This window comes from Streptomyces sp. NRRL F-5135, from assembly GCF_000719775.1.
Lineage (GTDB): Bacteria > Actinomycetota > Actinomycetes > Streptomycetales > Streptomycetaceae > Streptomyces > Streptomyces hebeiensis.
The window spans coordinates 50,140-67,679 of sequence record NZ_JOHR01000024.1; the positions used below are offsets into that span (position 1 = coordinate 50,140).

At 73.3% G+C, this 17,540-nt stretch carries 12 protein-coding genes and 2 pseudogenes; 11 read left to right on the forward strand and 3 right to left on the reverse strand.

The window, feature by feature from the left end; translation table 11 throughout:
- Nucleotides 1–13: 13 nt before the first annotated feature.
- The gene (locus tag IG02_RS0131440; RefSeq protein WP_234314980.1) at nt 14–838 is read right to left on the reverse strand and encodes a UdgX family uracil-DNA binding protein; all 825 of its coding nucleotides are present in this window, start codon (nt 836–838) and stop codon (nt 14–16) included.
- A 161-nt stretch (nt 839–999) separates the two neighbouring features.
- Nucleotides 1,000–1,980 carry an SDR family NAD(P)-dependent oxidoreductase gene (locus IG02_RS0131445; RefSeq protein WP_030755606.1) on the reverse strand — a complete coding sequence of 327 codons (981 nt, stop codon included), beginning with the start codon at nt 1,978–1,980 and terminating at the stop codon, nt 1,000–1,002.
- An 86-nt stretch (nt 1,981–2,066) separates the two neighbouring features.
- Between IG02_RS0131445 and IG02_RS41845 the strand changes: the two genes are divergently transcribed.
- The 10 genes and pseudogenes from IG02_RS41845 to IG02_RS0131490 all read left to right on the forward strand — a co-directional run bounded on the left by IG02_RS41845 (nt 2,067) and on the right by IG02_RS0131490 (nt 14,781).
- Complete coding sequence (locus tag IG02_RS41845) at nt 2,067–2,276, forward strand: hypothetical protein (protein WP_158712412.1); 210 nt, start codon at nt 2,067–2,069, stop codon at nt 2,274–2,276.
- Nucleotides 2,277–2,595: pseudogene (locus IG02_RS43210) on the forward strand (hypothetical protein); the annotation flags it as partial.
- 301 nt (nt 2,596–2,896) lie between these two features.
- Nucleotides 2,897–3,577 (forward strand): GvpL/GvpF family gas vesicle protein, encoded by a 681-nt coding sequence (locus tag IG02_RS0131455; protein WP_324604760.1) that lies wholly within the window; start codon nt 2,897–2,899, stop codon nt 3,575–3,577.
- Between the two features lie 153 nt (nt 3,578–3,730).
- Nucleotides 3,731–4,444, forward strand: coding sequence for a hypothetical protein (locus IG02_RS41850; RefSeq protein WP_030755612.1), 714 nt, complete (start codon nt 3,731–3,733; stop codon nt 4,442–4,444).
- 6 nt (nt 4,445–4,450) lie between these two features.
- Nucleotides 4,451–5,446 carry an SRPBCC family protein gene (locus IG02_RS0131465; RefSeq protein WP_051765965.1) on the forward strand — a complete coding sequence of 332 codons (996 nt, stop codon included), beginning with the start codon at nt 4,451–4,453 and terminating at the stop codon, nt 5,444–5,446.
- Nucleotides 5,447–5,645: 199 nt separating this feature from the next.
- Nucleotides 5,646–6,731, forward strand: coding sequence for a family 43 glycosylhydrolase (locus IG02_RS0131470; protein WP_037804850.1), 1,086 nt, complete (start codon nt 5,646–5,648; stop codon nt 6,729–6,731).
- A gap of 149 nt (nt 6,732–6,880) precedes the next feature.
- Nucleotides 6,881–8,326: pseudogene (locus IG02_RS37140) on the forward strand (RICIN domain-containing protein).
- A 171-nt stretch (nt 8,327–8,497) separates the two neighbouring features.
- Nucleotides 8,498–8,974 carry an SSI family serine proteinase inhibitor gene (locus IG02_RS0131480; protein WP_030755621.1) on the forward strand — a complete coding sequence of 159 codons (477 nt, stop codon included), beginning with the start codon at nt 8,498–8,500 and terminating at the stop codon, nt 8,972–8,974.
- Between the two features lie 239 nt (nt 8,975–9,213).
- On the forward strand, nt 9,214–13,584 hold the full coding sequence (locus IG02_RS0131485) for a molybdopterin-dependent oxidoreductase (protein ID WP_030755624.1): 4,371 nt from the start codon (nt 9,214–9,216) through the stop codon (nt 13,582–13,584).
- A gap of 177 nt (nt 13,585–13,761) precedes the next feature.
- Nucleotides 13,762–14,781 carry a sporulation protein gene (locus IG02_RS0131490; RefSeq protein WP_030755625.1) on the forward strand — a complete coding sequence of 340 codons (1,020 nt, stop codon included), beginning with the start codon at nt 13,762–13,764 and terminating at the stop codon, nt 14,779–14,781.
- An 83-nt stretch (nt 14,782–14,864) separates the two neighbouring features.
- Here IG02_RS0131490 and IG02_RS0131495 read toward each other — a convergent pair whose 3' ends face one another.
- A complete protein-coding gene (locus IG02_RS0131495) occupies nt 14,865–15,428 on the reverse strand; it encodes an RICIN domain-containing protein (protein ID WP_037804813.1) in 564 nt (187 codons plus the stop codon).
- A gap of 276 nt (nt 15,429–15,704) precedes the next feature.
- Between IG02_RS0131495 and lnt the strand changes: the two genes are divergently transcribed.
- Nucleotides 15,705–17,510, forward strand: a complete 1,806-nt coding sequence (gene lnt, locus IG02_RS0131500) for an apolipoprotein N-acyltransferase (RefSeq protein ID WP_078854979.1) — start codon at nt 15,705–15,707, stop codon at nt 17,508–17,510.
- Nucleotides 17,511–17,540 lie beyond the last annotated feature (30 nt).

Below are 17,540 nucleotides of genomic sequence, written 5' to 3' on the forward strand. Positions count from 1 at the left end.
GTTCCGTCGCTCGTCACCGGCTACGGCGCGATCCCGGTCCCGTCCGCAGGGCGCCCGCCGCCACGCGCAGGTCGCCGACGAGCCCCGCGTACACGGCCGCCCGGTCGTCGGCGCGGAGCACCGCGGACGGGTGGATGGTGGCCAGACCGTACACGGTGTCCTCGCGCCCGGCGGGGGAGCCGTCGGCCGTGGGGCCTCCGGCGGGCGAGCCCCCGGCTCCGCTGCCGCGACCGCCGGGACCCGGTGGAGGCAGCGGGATCAGCGCGCCCCTGTCCTTCGTCACCCGGAAGGACGGTCCGAACAGCGCCTTGCCCGCCGTCGCGCCGAGGGCCACGACCACCTCCGGGCCGACCACGCGCAGTTCTGCGGTCAGCCACGGGCGGCAGGCGGTCATCTCGCGCAGGCTCGGCGCCTTGTGGATACGGCGCTTGCCGGGCCCGGCGGAGGTGAACTTGAAGTGTTTGACCACGTTGGTCAGGTACGCCTCCGCGACGTCGAGGCCGGCCTCCTCCAGCGCCTTGCGCAGCATGTGTCCGGCGGGCCCGACGAACGGCTCGCCCTGGCGGTCCTCCTGGTCCCCGGGCTGCTCCCCGACCAGGACGACCCGCGCCGAGGCGGGGCCCGAGCCGAAGACGGTGCGGGTGGCGTTCTCGTACAGGGGGCAGCCGTGGCAGTCGGCCGCGGCACGCCGGAGCGCGGCCAGCCCGCCACGGTCCGGAAGGTAGGGCGCGGCGTCGTACGCCTGTCCCGGGCCGGTGCCGACGCCGCCGCCCTTGCCCTTGCCCGTGTCCTTGCCCGTGTCGGTGTCGGTGTCGCGGTCCTGTCGCTGTCGGGTCACCGCCGTCATCTCCGTCCGCCTCCGTCACGGATCCGTTCCCGGCCCGCCTGCCTCCGCGCCGCGTCCGCCGTCGCGGTCGCGGTCGTGGGCGCGCGTCCGTACGTCCGTCTCCGTACACGCCCGTCCGCGACCATCCGTCTCGGCGCGCGACGGCGACGGGCTCATGCCGCCCGCTGGTTGTAGGCGCCGGCCACCTTGTCGTTGAGCGCGCTGCCCCACGCGCGCAGCCTCCGGGCGACGGGGTGCGCGGGCGGCCCCAGGTCCGCTCCTTCCGTCAGCCGCCGCCTGCCGTCCGTCGGGTTCGGCAGCGCCCGGGTGGCCAGCGTGGTCATCCGGGTGGTCAGCCCCGGGGCGACACCATGGACCACGGCCGCGGCGCGCGCGACCGGGGTGAGGACGATCCGCGTCCGCCGGCGCTGGACGGCCGTGACAATGCGGTCCGCCGCGCGGCGCGCGTTCATGGAGACCACGGGCATGCCGGCCAGGGCGGAGAACCAGGCGAATTCGCGTTCCTGATCGCCGCCGAACCGCGCGTGCAGATGGGAGCCCGTCCGCATCAGCCCGGGGTGGACGGCGGTGACGCTCACCCCGCCCCGGGCCGCCTCCGCGTGCAGCCCCTCCGCCAGCGCGCCGACCGCGGCCTTGGCGCAGGAGTACGGCAGCAGATGCGGCGCCGCCAGCAGACCACCGACCGATCCGATCAGGGCCAGCCTGCCGCCCGCGGGACTGCGGCGCAGATAGGGCAGCGCCTCCAGCGAGGTGTACAGGGCGCCCTTGAAGATGCTGTCCAACGCGCTCTCGAAGGCCTCCGCGCCGAGGTCGTCGACGGGCGCGACCTGGATGATCCCCGCGTTGGCGATGACGAGGTCGATCCCGCCGAAGGCGCCGGCGGTGTCGCGCAGCATCTCGCGGACGGCGTCCCGGTCCCGTACGTCGCACACGGCGGTACGGACGCGGACCCCGCCGGGGCGCCGCAGCAGGGTGTCCGCCCGGCCGAGCTCCGCCGCGTCCCGGGCCACGATCGTGACGTCGCAGTGCCGCGCGGCCAGTTCCTCGGCCAGCAGGAGCCCCAGACCGCGGGAGCCGCCCGTGACGACGGCGGAGAGGCCCGTGAGGGACGGGGAAGCGAGCAAGGACGCCATGAATGCCTCCTCGGCGGATCACAAACAGACCTCAGAAACATAACAAATAGGGCAATAGGTGCGCATTTCCCGGGTACTGCACCCATATGAACAGATTGAAGTGGTGGAACTGGCACAAGAAGTCCGGCCAGGAGCCCGCGGACCGGGCCCCAGAGGGCGAGCACACCGACACGCCTGCCCGGCACGGCCGGGGCCGACACGCCAAGCGAGGGACCCGCTTCAGCCCGCCCCGGGCCCGGCCGCGCGGCGATGACCACTCGGGCGGCGGATTCGGCAGCGGGGGATTCGGCGGCTGAGCCGCGGTACGCGAGCGGATCGACTCCATCGAGGGCATGACCGTGCACGGGCCGGAGGACTTCCGTGGCCCCGGGCTCGCGGCCGGCCTGGATCTCCTCCAGATCGTCATCGACGTCACGGCCCTGAAGACCACGGGGTACCGGATCGCCGACCGGGTGCGCGACGCCGTACCCGCCCGGGATCCCGGCGGCGCTCCCCGGCGAACGGCTCAATGCCGATGTGATCGATTATCTGCGCACGGGGGTGGCCGCGGGCATGGTGGTGCCGGACGCGGCGGACCCCGCGCCGCGCGGCGTGCGCGTGGCCCGGGAGGACTGACGGGAGGGCCGAGGAGCCGGCCCGACGCCCCCGGCGTATGGGCCGGGACGCCGTCGGCGGTCCTTCGCGCGGGCGGCTGAAGATGCGGCGGCCCCGATCCTGACGAGACTTGTCGTATGGCAGAACACCGTCGGGCCCGGGGCACTTCCGCGTCCGCAACGACCCGTCGCCGCGCGCGCGAACGGCCCGCCGGGGCCGGTCGGTGACGGCGCGACGGGCACGGCGCGCGCCGCGGGTGCGGGTCCACGCCTTCGTACGCGCGGGTCAGCGGGTTCCGGACGGCGTCGACGGCGTGGGCAGGGTGCCCGCGAGGTTACGCGTCCTGGCCGAGGGGCGCGTGGGCGCCGTCGTCAGCGACGCCCCGGCGCGCCCGCGGCGGCCACGCCCGCGGCACCTGGCGGCCCATCAGGGTCTGCTGCTGGCTCTCGGTGAGGGCGGTCCGGTGCTGCCCATGCGGTTCGGGACGGTCCTCCCGGACGAGGCCACGGTCCGGCGGGGACTGGCCGCAGCGGAGGCACGTCACCTGGCGACGCTGGAGCGGCTGTCCGGCCGGATCGAGGTGGCGGTGGCCGCGCACGCTCCGGCGCAGGCGTTGGCGAGCCTCGTACGGGAGGACCCGGCCATCCGCCGGCTGCGCGAGGAGGCGCGGCGGTGCCCCGGGTACGAGGCGCGTGCGCGGCTGGGCGAGGCGGTGCTGACGGCGATGGCCCGCCGGGCGGCGGAGGCGGCCCGGCACGCGGTGCTCGAACTCACGCCGTTGGCCCGGGCGGTGACGCCCGGGCCCCGGGTCTCCGGATCCGTGCTCACCACGTCGTTCCTGGTCGACAGGGCCACCGTCGACCGGTTCCGCGACGCGGTGCGGGAGTTCGCCGTACGCCGCCGTGACCGGGTGGACCTGCGGGTGGCGGGGCCGCTGCCCTGCTACAGCTTCGTCCCGCCCGAGCGGGTGGCCGCCGGGCCCGGGGACACGGCGGCGACATGACACCGACCGGCGGCGGAGAAGGCAGAGAAGGCAGAGAAAACGCCGGAACGGGACGAAGGAAACAGGGCGAAGAACGCCGAGAAGAGGCAGGGCTTCTCGACCGGCCGCGCGAACGCCGGCCGATCCGGACGAGCAATCGAAGGTGGCGTACTGATGGATGAGAGAACCAAGGCCGCCCTGGCCGCCGCGGTCGCCGGCGGCTATGTGCTGGGCCGTACGAAGAAGGGGCGGCTCGCCCTGTCCCTGGCGACCTTCCTGGCCGGGCGGCGCCTGCGTCTCCAGCCGCGCCGGCTGCTCGCGGACGGGGCGCGCAGGCTGGGCGGGGTGCCGCAGGTGGCGGAGTTGCGGAAGCAGTTGCGCGCCGACACCACCGACGCGGCCCGCCAGGCGCTGACCGCCGTGGTGAACCGGAAACTGGGCTCGCTCGCCGACGCCATCAGCGACCGCACGCTCGGCCTCGACGAGAAGACCCGGGGGCTCGGCGAGAAGGCCGGGGGCGCCGGCGAGAAGGCCCGTGAAGCGGCCGGCGGCGCGCCGGCCGCCGGACGGACCGGGCGCCGCGCGGGGCACGGGGAGTCCCGGGAGGGCGAGGTGGCGGAGGAGTATCCCGAGGAGTACGAGGACGCCGAGGGCTACGAGGAGGCGCGGGACGAGGACGCGTCCCGCGAGCGGCACGCGCCGCGCCCGGCTCCCCCACCCGGCAGGAAAGCGCCCCCGCCCGCCAAGAAGACCGCGGCGAAGAAGTCCGCCGCCAAGAAGGCGACCGCGAAGAAGGCGTCCCCCGCCGGGCAGGCGTCCCCGAAGTCGTCCACGTCGTCGGAGCGGGCCGCCAAGCGAGCGGCCACGCGCGCGGATCGCCGGAGGTAGTCGGCCATGAACAGGACAGACCAGGCCGCCCCGGACGGCGCCGAACCGCTCGCGCGGCTGCGCAAGGAGATCGCCGCCTACCTCGCCGCCCGGGCGCGGCACGCGGCCACGACGGCGGGCGGCAGACTCACCGGCCTCACCGGCCGGCTCACCGACATCGCGGAGAACGGCGGGCATCTGCCCGCGGTCGGCTCGATCGGTTCGATCGGCTCCCGCCTCCTGCACGGGGAGTCCCCGGTCAAGGCCATGCTCTCGGAGAAGGCGAAGGGCCTCAAGGAGAACGCCGTGGAAAAGGCCCAGAGCCTCCTCGGCGGGGGCGGGGGCGGCGGCAAGGCCGGCTCGCCCAAGGTCACGAACATCATCGAAGTCCTCGACGTCGGCATGCCGTTGCGCACCTGCTACGACTACTGGACCCAGTACGAGAGGTTCAGCGGATTCACCAAGGGTGTGCGCGACGTGTCGAAGGACAGCGACGACGACACGGCGAGCACCTGGAAGACCAAGGTGGGCCCGTCGTCGCGCAGCTTCCGGGCGACCGTGCTGGAGCAGGTGCCGGACGAGCGCATCGTGTGGACGTCGGAGGGCTCCCGGGGCACCACCAGGGGAGCCGTCAGCTTCCACGAACTCGCGCCCGCCCTGACGCGCATCGTCCTGGTCGTCGAGTACTACCCGTCGGGCTTCTTCGAGAAGACCGGCAACATCTGGCGCGCCCAGGGCCGTCGGCTGCGGCTCGACTTCAAGAACTTCCAGCGGTACGTGACCCTCACCGACGAGGAGCCGGAGGACGCCTGGCGCGGGGAGATCCGGGACGGGGAGGTCGTACGCACGCACGAGGAAGTGGTGGAGGAGGAAGAGGCCGCGCGGGAGGAGCGGTACGAGGGCGACGAGTACGAGGACGAGGGCTCCGGCAACGGCAGGGGCCGCCGCTACGAGGACGAGGCCGGTGACGACGAGTACGCGGAGGAGTACGAGGACGAGGTCGAGCGAGGCGGCAGGAGGTAGGAGGCAGGAGGTAGCGCCCGGCCCGACGACGTGCCGGGCCGGTCAACAGTCGGCCAACACCGCGAACACGGCCCGGAGTTCGTCGCCCCCGCCCCGTTGACCTCCCTGTACCCCGCCCTTACGGTGTGCGCGTTCGGAATCACAGATGGTGTTCGACATGCCGGACGTGAGCCTCCGTCCCACCGTCAAGGGAGACTGCATGAGCCGCGGTGACATCCCCAGTCGCAGAGTGGTGCTGAAGGGAGCCCTGGCCGCCGGCGCCCTGTCCGCCGTACCGGTGACCGCCCTCGCCGTACCCTCCGGCGCCCCTGTCCGCAACCCCCTGATCGAACGGCGCGCCGATCCCCATGTCCACCGCCACACCGATGGTTTCTACTACTTCACCGGCACCGCGCCCGAGTACGACCGGATCGTCCTGCGCCGCTCGCGCACCCTGCGCGGGCTGGCGACCGCCGACGAGTCGGTGATCTGGAGGAAGCACACCAGCGGCGACATGGGAGCGCACATCTGGGCACCGGAGCTGCACCGCGTCGACGGCGCGTGGTACGTCTACTTCGCCGCGGGCCGCACCGACGACGTGTGGAGGATACGGATCTGGGTGCTCGAGAACACCCATCCCGATCCCTTCCGCGGCACCTGGACCGAGAAGGGCCGGCTCACCACCGCCTGGGACACCTTCTCGCTCGACGCCACCACCTTCACCCACCGGGGCACGCGCTATCTCGCCTGGGCGCAGCACGAGCCGGACATGGACAACAACACCGGTGTGTTCCTGTCCCGGATGGCGAATCCGTGGACGCTGACCGGCCCCCAGGTGCGGCTCACGACGCCCGAGTACGACTGGGAGTGCGTCGGTTTCAAGGTCAACGAGGGCCCGGCGGTCATCCAGCGCAACGGCCGCGTCTTCATGACGTACTCGGCGAGCGCGACCGACCACCACTACTGCATGGGTCTGCTGACGGCCGACGACCGGGCCGACCTGCTCGATCCGGCGTCCTGGACGAAGTCCCCGGCGCCCGTGTTCGCCAGTAACGGGACGACCGGGCAGTACGGTCCGGGGCACAACTCCTTCACGGTCGCCGAGGACGGGCGTACGGACGTCCTCGTCTACCACGCCCGCCAGTACAAGGAGATCACCGGCGATCCACTGAACGACCCCAACCGCCACACCCGAGTCCAGCCACTGGGCTGGCGGCCGGACGGCACCCCGGACTTCGGCGTCCCGGTGGCGGACGGCCCGGTCCCCGGCCTCGCGCTCCGACGCGGTACGGACGCGGGAGTGTGACCGGGATGGGACAGGACACGAGATATGGCGTGCGGCATGGCATTCCGTACGGCACGGGAAACGGGACACGACGCGACACACGGCACGACGCGACACACGGCCGACGGGCGCAGGGCCGTCAGGCGCACGGCCGTCGGGCGCACGGCCGGGTGGGCACACTGCTGCTCGCGCTCTGCCTGGCGGTCGCGGGCGCCCTGCTCCCGGCGGCGGCCGGCGCCGCGCCGGTCCCGTCCGCCCGCACCGGGGACGACCGGGCGGCGGCGGACGTCACGGTCACCAACGGCACCCAGTTCACCGGCACGGACGGCCAGGTGGTGCACGCCCACGGCGGCGGTGTCATCAAGGTCGGGGCCTGGTACTACTGGTTCGGCGAGAACCGCAACGCGGACAACACCTTCCGGTATGTCTCCGCGTACCGTTCGGCCGACCTCAAGACCTGGGAGTTCCGCCGCCATGTGCTGACCCAGGCCACGGATCCCGAGCTCGCGTCGGCCAACATCGAGCGGCCCAAGGTGATGTACAACGCGGCCACCGGCCGGTTCGTGATGTGGATGCACAAGGAGAGCGCCACCGACTACAGTCAGGCGCGTGCCGCCGTGGCCACCTCCGCCACCGTCGACGGCGACTACACCTGGAAGGGCAGCTTCCGGCCGCTCGGGGTCCATATGTCGCGGGACATCACCGTGTTCACCGACACCGACGGCACGGGCTACATGATCTCGGCCGCGCGCGAGAACTACGACCTCCAGATCTACCGGCTGACGGCCGACTACACCGCGGTCGACAGCCTGGTCGCCAATCCCTGGCCGGGCGGGCACCGCGAGGCGCCCGCGCTGTTCAAGCGGGGCGGTGTGTACTTCATGCTGACGTCGGGGGCCACGGGCTGGAACCCCAACCAGCAGCAGTACGCGACCGCCACCTCGCTCGCCGGGCCCTGGAGCGCGATGCGGAACGTCGGTGACGCGACGGCCTTCGACTCCCAGACCGCGTACGTGCTGACCGTCCAGGGCACGTCGGCCACCTCCTACCTCTAGCTGGGCGACCGGTGGGGCAACTCGTTCGGCAAGAAGGTCAACGACTCGCGCTACGTGTGGCTCCCGCTGGCCTTCCCCACCGCCACCAGCCTCACGATGGACTGGTACCCGCAGGTCACGATCGACACGGCGGCGGGAACGGTGACCGGCTCGGGCGGCCCGTACGAGACCCTGACGGCCCGGCACAGCGGCAAGTGCGCCGACGTGCCCGGGCAGTCGGTCCAGGAGGGTGTGGCGCTCACGCAGTACACGTGCAACGGCGGCGGGAACCAGAAGTTCTGGTTCGCGGACACCGGCGACGGCCATGTCCGGCTGCTGGGCCGGCAGAGTTCGCTCTGCCTGACCGAAACCGCCGACGCCGTCGAGCAGCGGGCCTGCACCGGAGCGGCCGGGCAGCAGTGGAAGGTCGCCGCGAACACGAGCGGGTACGTCACGCTCGCCTCCCGGGCGAGCGGCGAGTGCCTCGACGTGGCGTCCGGTTCCACGGCGGACTCGGCACGGCTCATTACGTACGCCTGTTCGGGCGCGACGAACCAGCAGTTCAGGCGCGCCACGGCCTGACGTCCAGCGCGCGCCGGAGTCCGGACGGGCCCGGCGCGCGCGTCAAGCCGATGGACGACCGGCCCACGTTCGGGTGAGATGCGGGGAATCGGGCGCGGCGCGTGCTGCTGTGGGGGCGACCATGCCCGTACGCACCTGCGCAGGGCCCGGAAGCCAGGAGGCACCTCCATCATGTTCGTCCGTCGATCGGTCCGTACCGTGTGCGCCGGCGCTCTCGGCGCGCTGGCGCTCTCCGTCGCCGCTCCCCCCGTGACCGCCGCTCCCGTACCGGTCGGCGCTGCCGTGCAGGACGGTCCCGCCGCGCCGACCGACCGGCTCACCGTCACCGTGGCCGACTCGGGCACGCCGGGGGCCGACGGCTCCTTCGAGCTGTCCTGCCACCCGGCCGGCGGCGGCCACTGGGCCGCCCAGGAGGCGTGCGACCGGCTGGACGGGATGACCCGCTGGGGCCGTGACACCTTCGCGCCGGAGTCGACGGCGGGGTCGGCCGGCGCGATGTGTACGACCATGTACGGCGGCCCCGCCACGGCGCGGATCACCGGCACCTGGGCGGGCCGCCCGGTGGACGCCGCGTTCTCGCGCTCGGACGGCTGTGAGATCGCGCGCTGGGACCGGCTCGTACCGCTGCTCCCCGCTCAGGTCTCCTGATCGCTCATCGCGTCACCGCAGGTCACGGGCCCCTTCGCCGACGGCGGAGGGGCCCGTGGCGATCTCACTGAGCGGCCGGGGGCGGTGTGCAGCGGCCGTAACCGGTCTCGTCCGCTTGACGTGACACCTGGGTAACGGGTTCTACGTACTGTCGTGTGCCGACCGTCCGCCGGGCCGCGCGTCCACCGCTCGTCCGCCGGAGGCGCGCACGGCAACCCGACCACGAAAGAGGCCCGCCCGTGACCGCACCCGCTCCGCGGCCCAGCACCACCGACCGGGTGCGGACCGTCTGCTCGTACTGCGGTGTCGGCTGTGGAATCGTCCTCGACGTCGCGACGGGGCCCGACGGCCGGCGGACCGTGGTCAAGGCGTCCGGCGACAAGGCGCACCCGGCCAACGCCGGCCGGCTGTGCACCAAGGGCGCGACGAGCGCCGAGATGCTCGCGGCGCCGGGCCGGCTGACCCGGCCCCTGATCCGTACGGACCGCGGGGAGGCGCCCGCCTCGTGCGCGATGGAGGCGGCGATCGAGGAGACCGCCCGGCGGCTGCGCGCGGTCGTCGACGAGCACGGCCCCGACGCGCTCGCCTTCTACGTCTCGGGCCAGCTGACGCTGGAGGCCCAGTACCTGGCCAACAAGCTGGCGAAGGGCTTCGTGCGGACCGCCCGGATCGAGTCCAACTCGCGGCTGTGCATGGCGAGCGCGGGCACCGGCTACAAGCAGTCGCTCGGCGCGGACGGCCCGCCCGGCTCGTACGAGGACTTCGAGCACGCCGATGTCTTCCTGGTCACCGGTTCCAACATGGCCGACTGCCATCCCGTCCTCTTCCTGCGGCTCATGGAGCGGGTGAAGGCGGGCGCCAAGCTGATCGTGGTCGATCCCAGGCGCAGCGCGACGGCGGCCAAGGCCGATCTCTTCCTCCAGGTCCGGCCGGGCACGGACCTGGCCCTGCTGAACGGGCTGCTCCACCTGCTGGTCGAGAACGGCCACACCGACCCGGACTTCATCGCCGAGCACACCGAGGGCTGGGCGGACATGCCCGCCTTCCTCCAGGACTACCCGCCCGCCGAGGTCGCCAGGATCACGGGTGTCCCGGAGGCGGACCTCCGCCGGGCCGCCCAGCTGATCGGTGCGGCGGGCGCCTGGATGAGCTGCTGGACCATGGGCCTGAACCAGAGCACGCACGGCACATGGAACACGAACGCCCTGGTCAATCTGCATCTGGCGACCGGTGCGATCTGCCGCCCCGGCAGCGGCCCGTTCTCCCTGACCGGCCAGCCCAACGCCATGGGCGGCCGGGAGATGGGGTACATGGGGCCGGGGCTGCCGGGACAGCGGTCGGTGCTGGTGGCGGAAGACCGGGCCTTCGTCGAGGACCTGTGGGGCATCGCGCCGGGCAGCCTGCGGGCGGACGATCCGGGCCGGGGCACGGTCGAGATGTTCGAGCGGATGGCCGCCGGGGACGTCAAGGCCTGCTGGATCATGTGCACCAACCCGGTCGCGTCGGTCGCCAACCGCAAGACCGTCATCGAGGGGCTGGAGGCGGCCGAGTTCGTCGTCACACAGGACGTGTTCACCGACACGGAGACCAACGCGTACGCGGATGTCGTCCTGCCCGCGGCCCTGTGGGCCGAGTCCGAGGGCGTGTACGTCAACTCGGAACGCAGCCTCACGCTGAGCAGCCGGGCGGTGGACCCGCCGGGCGAGGCGTGGCCGGACTGGCGGATCATCGCGCGGATCGCCTGCGCGATGGGTTACGAGGACGCCTTCGGGTACGAGAGCGCCGAGGAGGTCTTCGAGGAGATCAAGCGGGCCTGGAACCCGAAGACCGGCTACGACCTGCGCGGGGTCAGCTACGAGCGGCTGCGCCGTACGCCCGTGCAGTGGCCCAGCGCCGCCGAGGACGGGCCGGACCGCAACCCGGTCCGCTACCTGAACGACGGGGCGGGCCGGCCGGTCGTCGAACGGCCGGACGGCAGCCGGCCGCGGCTGGTCTTCCCCACCGCTTCCGGGCGCGCGGTGTTCCACGCCCGGCCCCATCTGCCGGCGGCCGAACTGCCCGACGACGACTTCCCGTTCGTCCTGAACACGGGCCGGGTGCAGCACCAGTGGCACACCCTGACCAAGAGCGGCAAGGTCTCCAAGCTCAACAAGCTGAACCCCGGACCGTTCGTGGAGATCCACCCGGAGGACGCGCGGACGCTGGGGATCGAGGAGGGCGACTCGGTGGAGGTCGCCTCGCGGCGGGGCCGGGCGGTGCTGCCGGCCGTGCCGACCGACCGGGTGCGGCCCGGGAACTGCTTCGCGCCGTTCCACTGGAACGACCTGTTCGGCGAGTACCTCAGTGTCAACGCGGTCACCAACGACGCGGTCGACCCGGATTCCTTCCAGCCGGAGTTCAAGATGTGCGCGGTCTCGCTGACGCGGCTCGCGGCACGGCCGGGAGACGGCGCGGACGCGGGCCGGGCGGACGCCCGGAACGCAGGGGCGGGTGCGAGTGCGAGTGCGGACGGAACGTACCGAACCGGAGTGGCGGGGGCGACGCCCGCTTCCGTGAATTCCGTGGGTTCCGCGGCCGGTGGGGTGGCGGTTCTGGCGGAGCTGTTCGGGATCAGCGCTCCCGCCCCGCCACCGCTGGAGGAGGACGAACGCCACTATCTGTCCGGCTTCCTGACCGGGATCGCGGCCGGGGCCGCCGGGGCGCCCGGGACTCCGGTGCTCCCCGCGCACGCCCCCTTCGCACCGGAGCGGGCGCTCTGGGTGAACGGGGTGCTGGCCGGGATGTTCTCCCGCGTCCCCGGCACGGCCACGGCCGCACCGGGGGAGGGGCCCGAGCCCGGGGACGGCGGCACGTCCCGTGACGGCGGCACGGCCGGTGACGGCGGTCGCGCGCCCGGGCGCGAGGTGGTGGTCCTGTGGGCGTCGCAGACCGGCAACGCGGAGGAGGTCGCCACGGCCGCCGCGCGCAGACTGGCCGACGACGGCCGCGCGGCCCGGCTGCTGAGCATGGCGGACAGCGCGCCGGCCGCCCTGCCGCGCGGCGCCGACCTGCTCATCGTCACCAGCACCTTCGGGGACGGCGACGCGCCCGACAACGGGTCCCACTTCTGGGAGGCGCTCAGCGCGCCCGACGTGCCCCGGCTGGACGGGGTGCGGTACGCGGTCCTGGCCCTCGGGGACTCCTCGTACGACGACTTCTGCGGGCACGGCCGCCGCCTGGACGAGCGGCTCGACCAGCTGGGTGCCGTACGGCTGGTGCCGCGTACCGACTGCGAACCCGACTACGGGACACCCGCCGGGCAGTGGCTGGAGAAGGTGATCGCAGCCCTCGGCGCGACAGTGGAGCCGGGCGGGGCGCGGAACACGGCACCGGGTACGGACGGCGCGGCGCGGACACCCACCGGGCCCTCGGCGCCGGCGTCCGCCACATCCGCCGCACCCGCCGGGTCTCCCACGGCTCCCCCCGCTCCCGCGTCGTCCTCGCCGTTTTCCAGGACCGCGCCGGTCACCGCCCGGCTCACCGGCAACCGCCTGCTCAGCCTTCCCGGGGCCGCCAAGGAAGTGCGCCGGTTCACCTTCGAGACCGGCGACGGCGGAACGCCCCTGGAGTACCGGGCCGGGGACGCGCTCGGGGTGCACCCCCGCACCTGCCCCGACCTCGTGGCCGAATGGCTCGCCGTGACGGGCCTCGACCCGGCGTCCGGGATCGAGCTGCCGGGCATCGGGGACGTCTCCCTCGGGGAGGCCCTGCACCGCCACCTGGACCTCGCCAAGGTCACCCCCGACCTGCTGCGGCTCATCGCGGACCACACCCGTGACCACAGGCTCAAGACGCTGCTGCGCCCCGACAACAAGGGCGAACTCGCGAAGTGGACCTGGGGCAGGCAGCCCGCCGACATCATCGCGGAGCACCCCGTCCGGGCCGGCGCGGCGCAGTGGGCGGCCACCCTCGACCGCCTCCGGCCGCGGCTGTACTCCATATGCTCCAGCCCGCTCACCGACCCCGGCCGGATCAGCCTGACCGTGTCCGTCGTCCGCTACGACAGCCGCCGGGGCGTCCCCCGCAAGGGCGTCGCCTCGGCGTTCCTCGCCGACGCGGAACCCGGCAGCCCGGTGCCCGTGCACGTCCGGCGCTCCGCCCACTTCCGGCCGCCCGCCGATCCCGCGACGCCCATGGTGATGGTGGGCCCCGGCACCGGCGTCGCCCCCTTCCTGGGGTTCCTGGACGAGCGGCGGGCCCGCGGCGACCGGGCCCCGAACTGGCTCTTCTTCGGCGAGCAGCGGCGGGCGACCGACTTCTACTACGCGGACGAGCTGGCCGCGCTGCACCGCGAGGGCACCCTGACCCGGCTGGACACGGCCTTCTCCCGCGACCAGCGCGCCAAGGTCTACGTACAGGACCGGATGCGCGAACACGGGGCCCAGCTCTGGTCCTGGCTCCAGGACGGCGCGCACTTCTACGTCTGCGGCGACGGCTCGCGCATGGCCAAGGACGTGGACCGGGCGCTGCGTGACATCGCGGTGGCCCACGGCGGGCTGGACGAGGACGCGGCGGCCTCGTACGTCAAACAGCTGGCAGCGGACCGCCGCTACGCCCGCGACGTCTACTGACCGCGACGGCGCCCGTCTCCGCCTTCCCTTTTCCACTCCCCCCGCATGGCCGAAAACGCATCCTTCGAACGGCCCTCTTGGGAACCGCTTTACCTCCTGCGGTAGTTCTGAGAGCGTTCAGCGCCACATCGTTCGACTCGTCGAACGACTCAAGCCCATGAAGGAGTGGACGCCACGATGGTGTTCAAGAAACTGCTCGGAGCCCTCGGAGTGGGCGGCCCCTCGGTCGACACCGTGCTGGACGGTGGGCCGGCGGTACCGGGCGGCACGCTGTCCGGCCAGGTCCGCCTGCGCGGCGGCCAGGCCGACGCGCACATCGAGGAGATCACACTGGACCTGGTCGCCCGCGTCGAGGCCGAGGGCGAGGAGGGCGAGCACGAGGGCGCGGTGGTCTTCGACCGGGTCACGGTCGGCGGCGGCTTCCGGCTGTCCGAGGGCGCGGAACAGGTCGTCCCGTTCTCCCTGACCCTGCCGTGGGAGACGCCCGTGACCCAGCTGTACGGGCAGGCCCTGGGCGTGGTCCTCGGGGTGCGGACCGAACTGGAGGTGGCCGGGGCCCGGGACAAGGGCGACCTGGACCAGCTGGAGGTGGCCCCGCTGCCGGTGCAGGAGGCGGTCCTGGAGGCGTTCGGGCAGCTGGGCTGGGGCTTCAAATCGGCCGATCTGGAGCTCGGCCGCATCGGCGGCACCGGCCAGCGGCTCCCGTTCTACCAGGAGCTGGAGCTGACCCCGCCGGAGCGCTACGCGCACGCGGTGAACGAGATCGAGGTGACCTTCCTCGCCACGCCCACCGGCATGGAGGTCGTCATCGAGGCCGACAAGCGGGGCGGGTTCTTCTCCGAGGGGCACGACGTGCTCACCCGCTTCACGGTGGCGCACGACGACCTCCACCGGACGGACTGGAACGCCCTGGTGGAGTCCTGGATCCAGCAGCTCGTCGAACGCCACGGCGCTCGCGGCGGCCACGGCTCGGCCCCGTACGGCCACCAGCCCTCGTACGAGGGCGGTCACTACGGCCACTCCGAGAAGCACCACGACGAGCACCGGCGTTCGGGCCCGAGCACCGGCGCCGTGGTGGCCGGGGTCGCCGCCGGTGTGGCGGTCGGCGTGGTCGGCGGGATGGTGGCGGCCGAGGTCGTGGACGAGATCGGCGACGCCTTCGAGGGTGACGACGAGGAGGAGGGCGAGGAGGGCTGACTCCTCCCCCTCCCGGGGTCTGGACAGCAGTCCGCCCGGACGGCCGTTTCCGGCCGGCCGGGCGGACGGGACGCGTACGGAGATCAGCTGGCCGGCTCCCAGACGGGCAGCCAGACGTCATTGGCCGCCCCGCCCGACGTACACGTGTACTGGATCAGCGGGTTGTTCTGCCCGACGCCGCCCTTGACGTTCAGGCACTTCCCGTTGGACCTGACGACCAGCTGGTACCCCTTGCCCTTCGGCACGAACTTCCACTGCTCGTTGGCACCCGAGCCACATGTGTACTGGATGACCTCGGCGCCGTTCTCGTTCCCCCCGCCCCTGACGTTGAGGCACTTGCCGCTCCGTACGGACGCCAGCCGGTAGTAGCCGTTGCCCGTCGCGGTGGCGTCCCAGCGCTCGTTCGATCCACCGGTCCAGGGGTACTGGATGACCGGCGCCCCGTTCTCGGTGCCACCGCCCTTGACGTTGGCGAGCTGGCCCGGGTCGGAGGCCAGTCGCAGGCTGAGCCGGTCCACCGTCACGGCCCTGGCCCCCGCGGCATGCTCCGGCTGGGCCGACGCGGCGGGTCCGGACGCGGACAGGGCCAGCGCCACTCCCATGACGGCGACGGACGTGGCGACCCAGTTCCGGTTCTTCGACGACATCGTTCCTCCTGGCGGCTGCTCACGGCCGGAACGTCCGGCCGGGGAGGACACTGCCGGGCCCTCGACGATCTTGGCGAGCCATCACGGGGCAAACAACTCCTTCGTGCCATTTGCGGCGATACGGACGTTCGAGTGCCCCGAACGCGGTTGCCGCTCCGGGCCTCTCCACTCACTCGGGCGGTGTACATGGCCCGCGGTTGACGCACCGGCATCGGGGCCGCGCGGCCGGGGAAGGACTGGCAGGACAACGGAATTCACCCGGCCGAGGAGGTGCGCATGCGGATCCAGATCGGTCGACGCGGTACGGACACACGAGAGGGAGCGGACGAACCGTCCGGGCGGGACGGCACGACCGCCGGGCGGGGCCGGTCGCGGACCCCGGTGCCCGGACCGCGCGCGCCGCATACGCCGGACACCCGGCGCGGATGGTCCCGACCGCGCCGAACGGCCGGAGCGATCGGGAAGTTCGGGCCGGGCGACCGGTTCGCCGCGCTCCTGGCCTCGCCGTGGTGGCGTGGGGCGGCCGCCGTGGTGGCCGGAGCGCTGTCCGCCCTCGCGTTCCCCGAGCCGTCCTGGTGGTGGTTCGCGTATGTCTCGCTCGTGCCCTGGACGCTGCTCGTACGGACGGCGCCGACCGGCCGGCGGGCCGCGCTGGACGGCTGGCTGGGCGGCCTCGGCTTCATGGTCGCCGTGCATCACTGGCTGATACCGAGCCTCCATGTGTTCATCGTCGTGCTGGCCGCGCTGCTCGGGCTGTTGTGGGCACCGTGGGGGTGGCTGGTGCGTGCCGCGCTCGGCGGGTCTCCCTCCGCGCGCCGGGCCGCCGCCGCCCTCGTGGTACTGCCCTCGGGCTGGCTGATGGTCGAGTTGGTCCGGTCCTGGCAGGGACTCGGCGGGCCGTGGGGCGTGATGGGCGCCAGCCAGTGGAGCGTGCCGCCCGCCCTTCGGCTGGCCTCCCTGGGCGGTGTCTGGCTGGTGAGCCTGCTGCTGGTCGCGGTGAACACCGCGTTCGCCGTGCTGATATCGGTCGCCCGGGCACGGGTCGTGGCGGCCGTGGGCCTCGCCCTGTGCGCGGTGGCCGCCGCCACCGCCTGGACCTGGGCGCCCCGGCCCGCGCCGGCCGGGCGGGTACGGATCGCGGTCGTCCAGCCGGGCGTCTTCGCCGGGCCGGACTCCGTCGAGCGCCGGTTCGCGCGCGGTGCCGAGCTGACGCGTGCGCTGCGCGGCCAGGACCTCGACCTGGTGGTCTGGGGCGAGAGCAGCGTCGGCGCCGATCTCACGGCCCGTCCGGACCTGGCGGCCCGGCTCGCCTCGCTCTCGCGTGCGGCCGGTGCCGGCATCCTGGTCAACGTGGACGCGCGCACCACGGACGCGGCGGGCCGGGGAGGCATCTTCAAGCGCTCCGTCCTGGTGGGCCCGGACGGCCCGACGGGGGATACCTACGACAAGATGCGACTGGTCCCCTTCGGGGAGTACATACCCGCCCGGACGGCACTGGGCTGGGTCACGTCGATGGGCAAGGCCGCGGGCGAGGACCGGCTGCGAGGCACAGGGCAGGTGGTCATGACACCACCGGGCGAGGACGCCGCCGGACCGCGGACCGGGACCGTGTTCGGCCCGCTGATCTGCTTCGAGACGGCGTTCCCGGACATGAGCAGGCAGTTGGTCAGGAACGGCGCGCGGGTGCTGGTGGCGCAGTCCTCGACCTCGTCGTTCCAGGGCAGTTGGGCACCGGAGCAGCACGCCTCGCTGGCCGCGCTGCGCGCGGCGGAGACCGGCCGTCCGATGGTGCACGCGACGCTCACGGGCGAGAGCGCGGCCTTCGGGCCGGAGGGCGAACGGGTGGGCACGCCGATCGGGACGGAGCGCCGCGGAGCGGAGGTGTACACCGCTCCCCTGGCCCGCGGCACGACTCCGTACGTCCGGTTCGGCGACTGGCCGGTCCGTGGCGCACTCGCCGTGCTGGCCGTGTTCGGCGCGGTCGTGGGCGTCCGGTCCCTGACCCGCCCCTCGCCCGCACCGCGCGTACCGTCGACTCGCACCGTCCCCGCGGACGCCGCTGATCCCGGTTCGGGCGGATAACGCCTGGCCGAACGGGTGACCCGTGCCGCA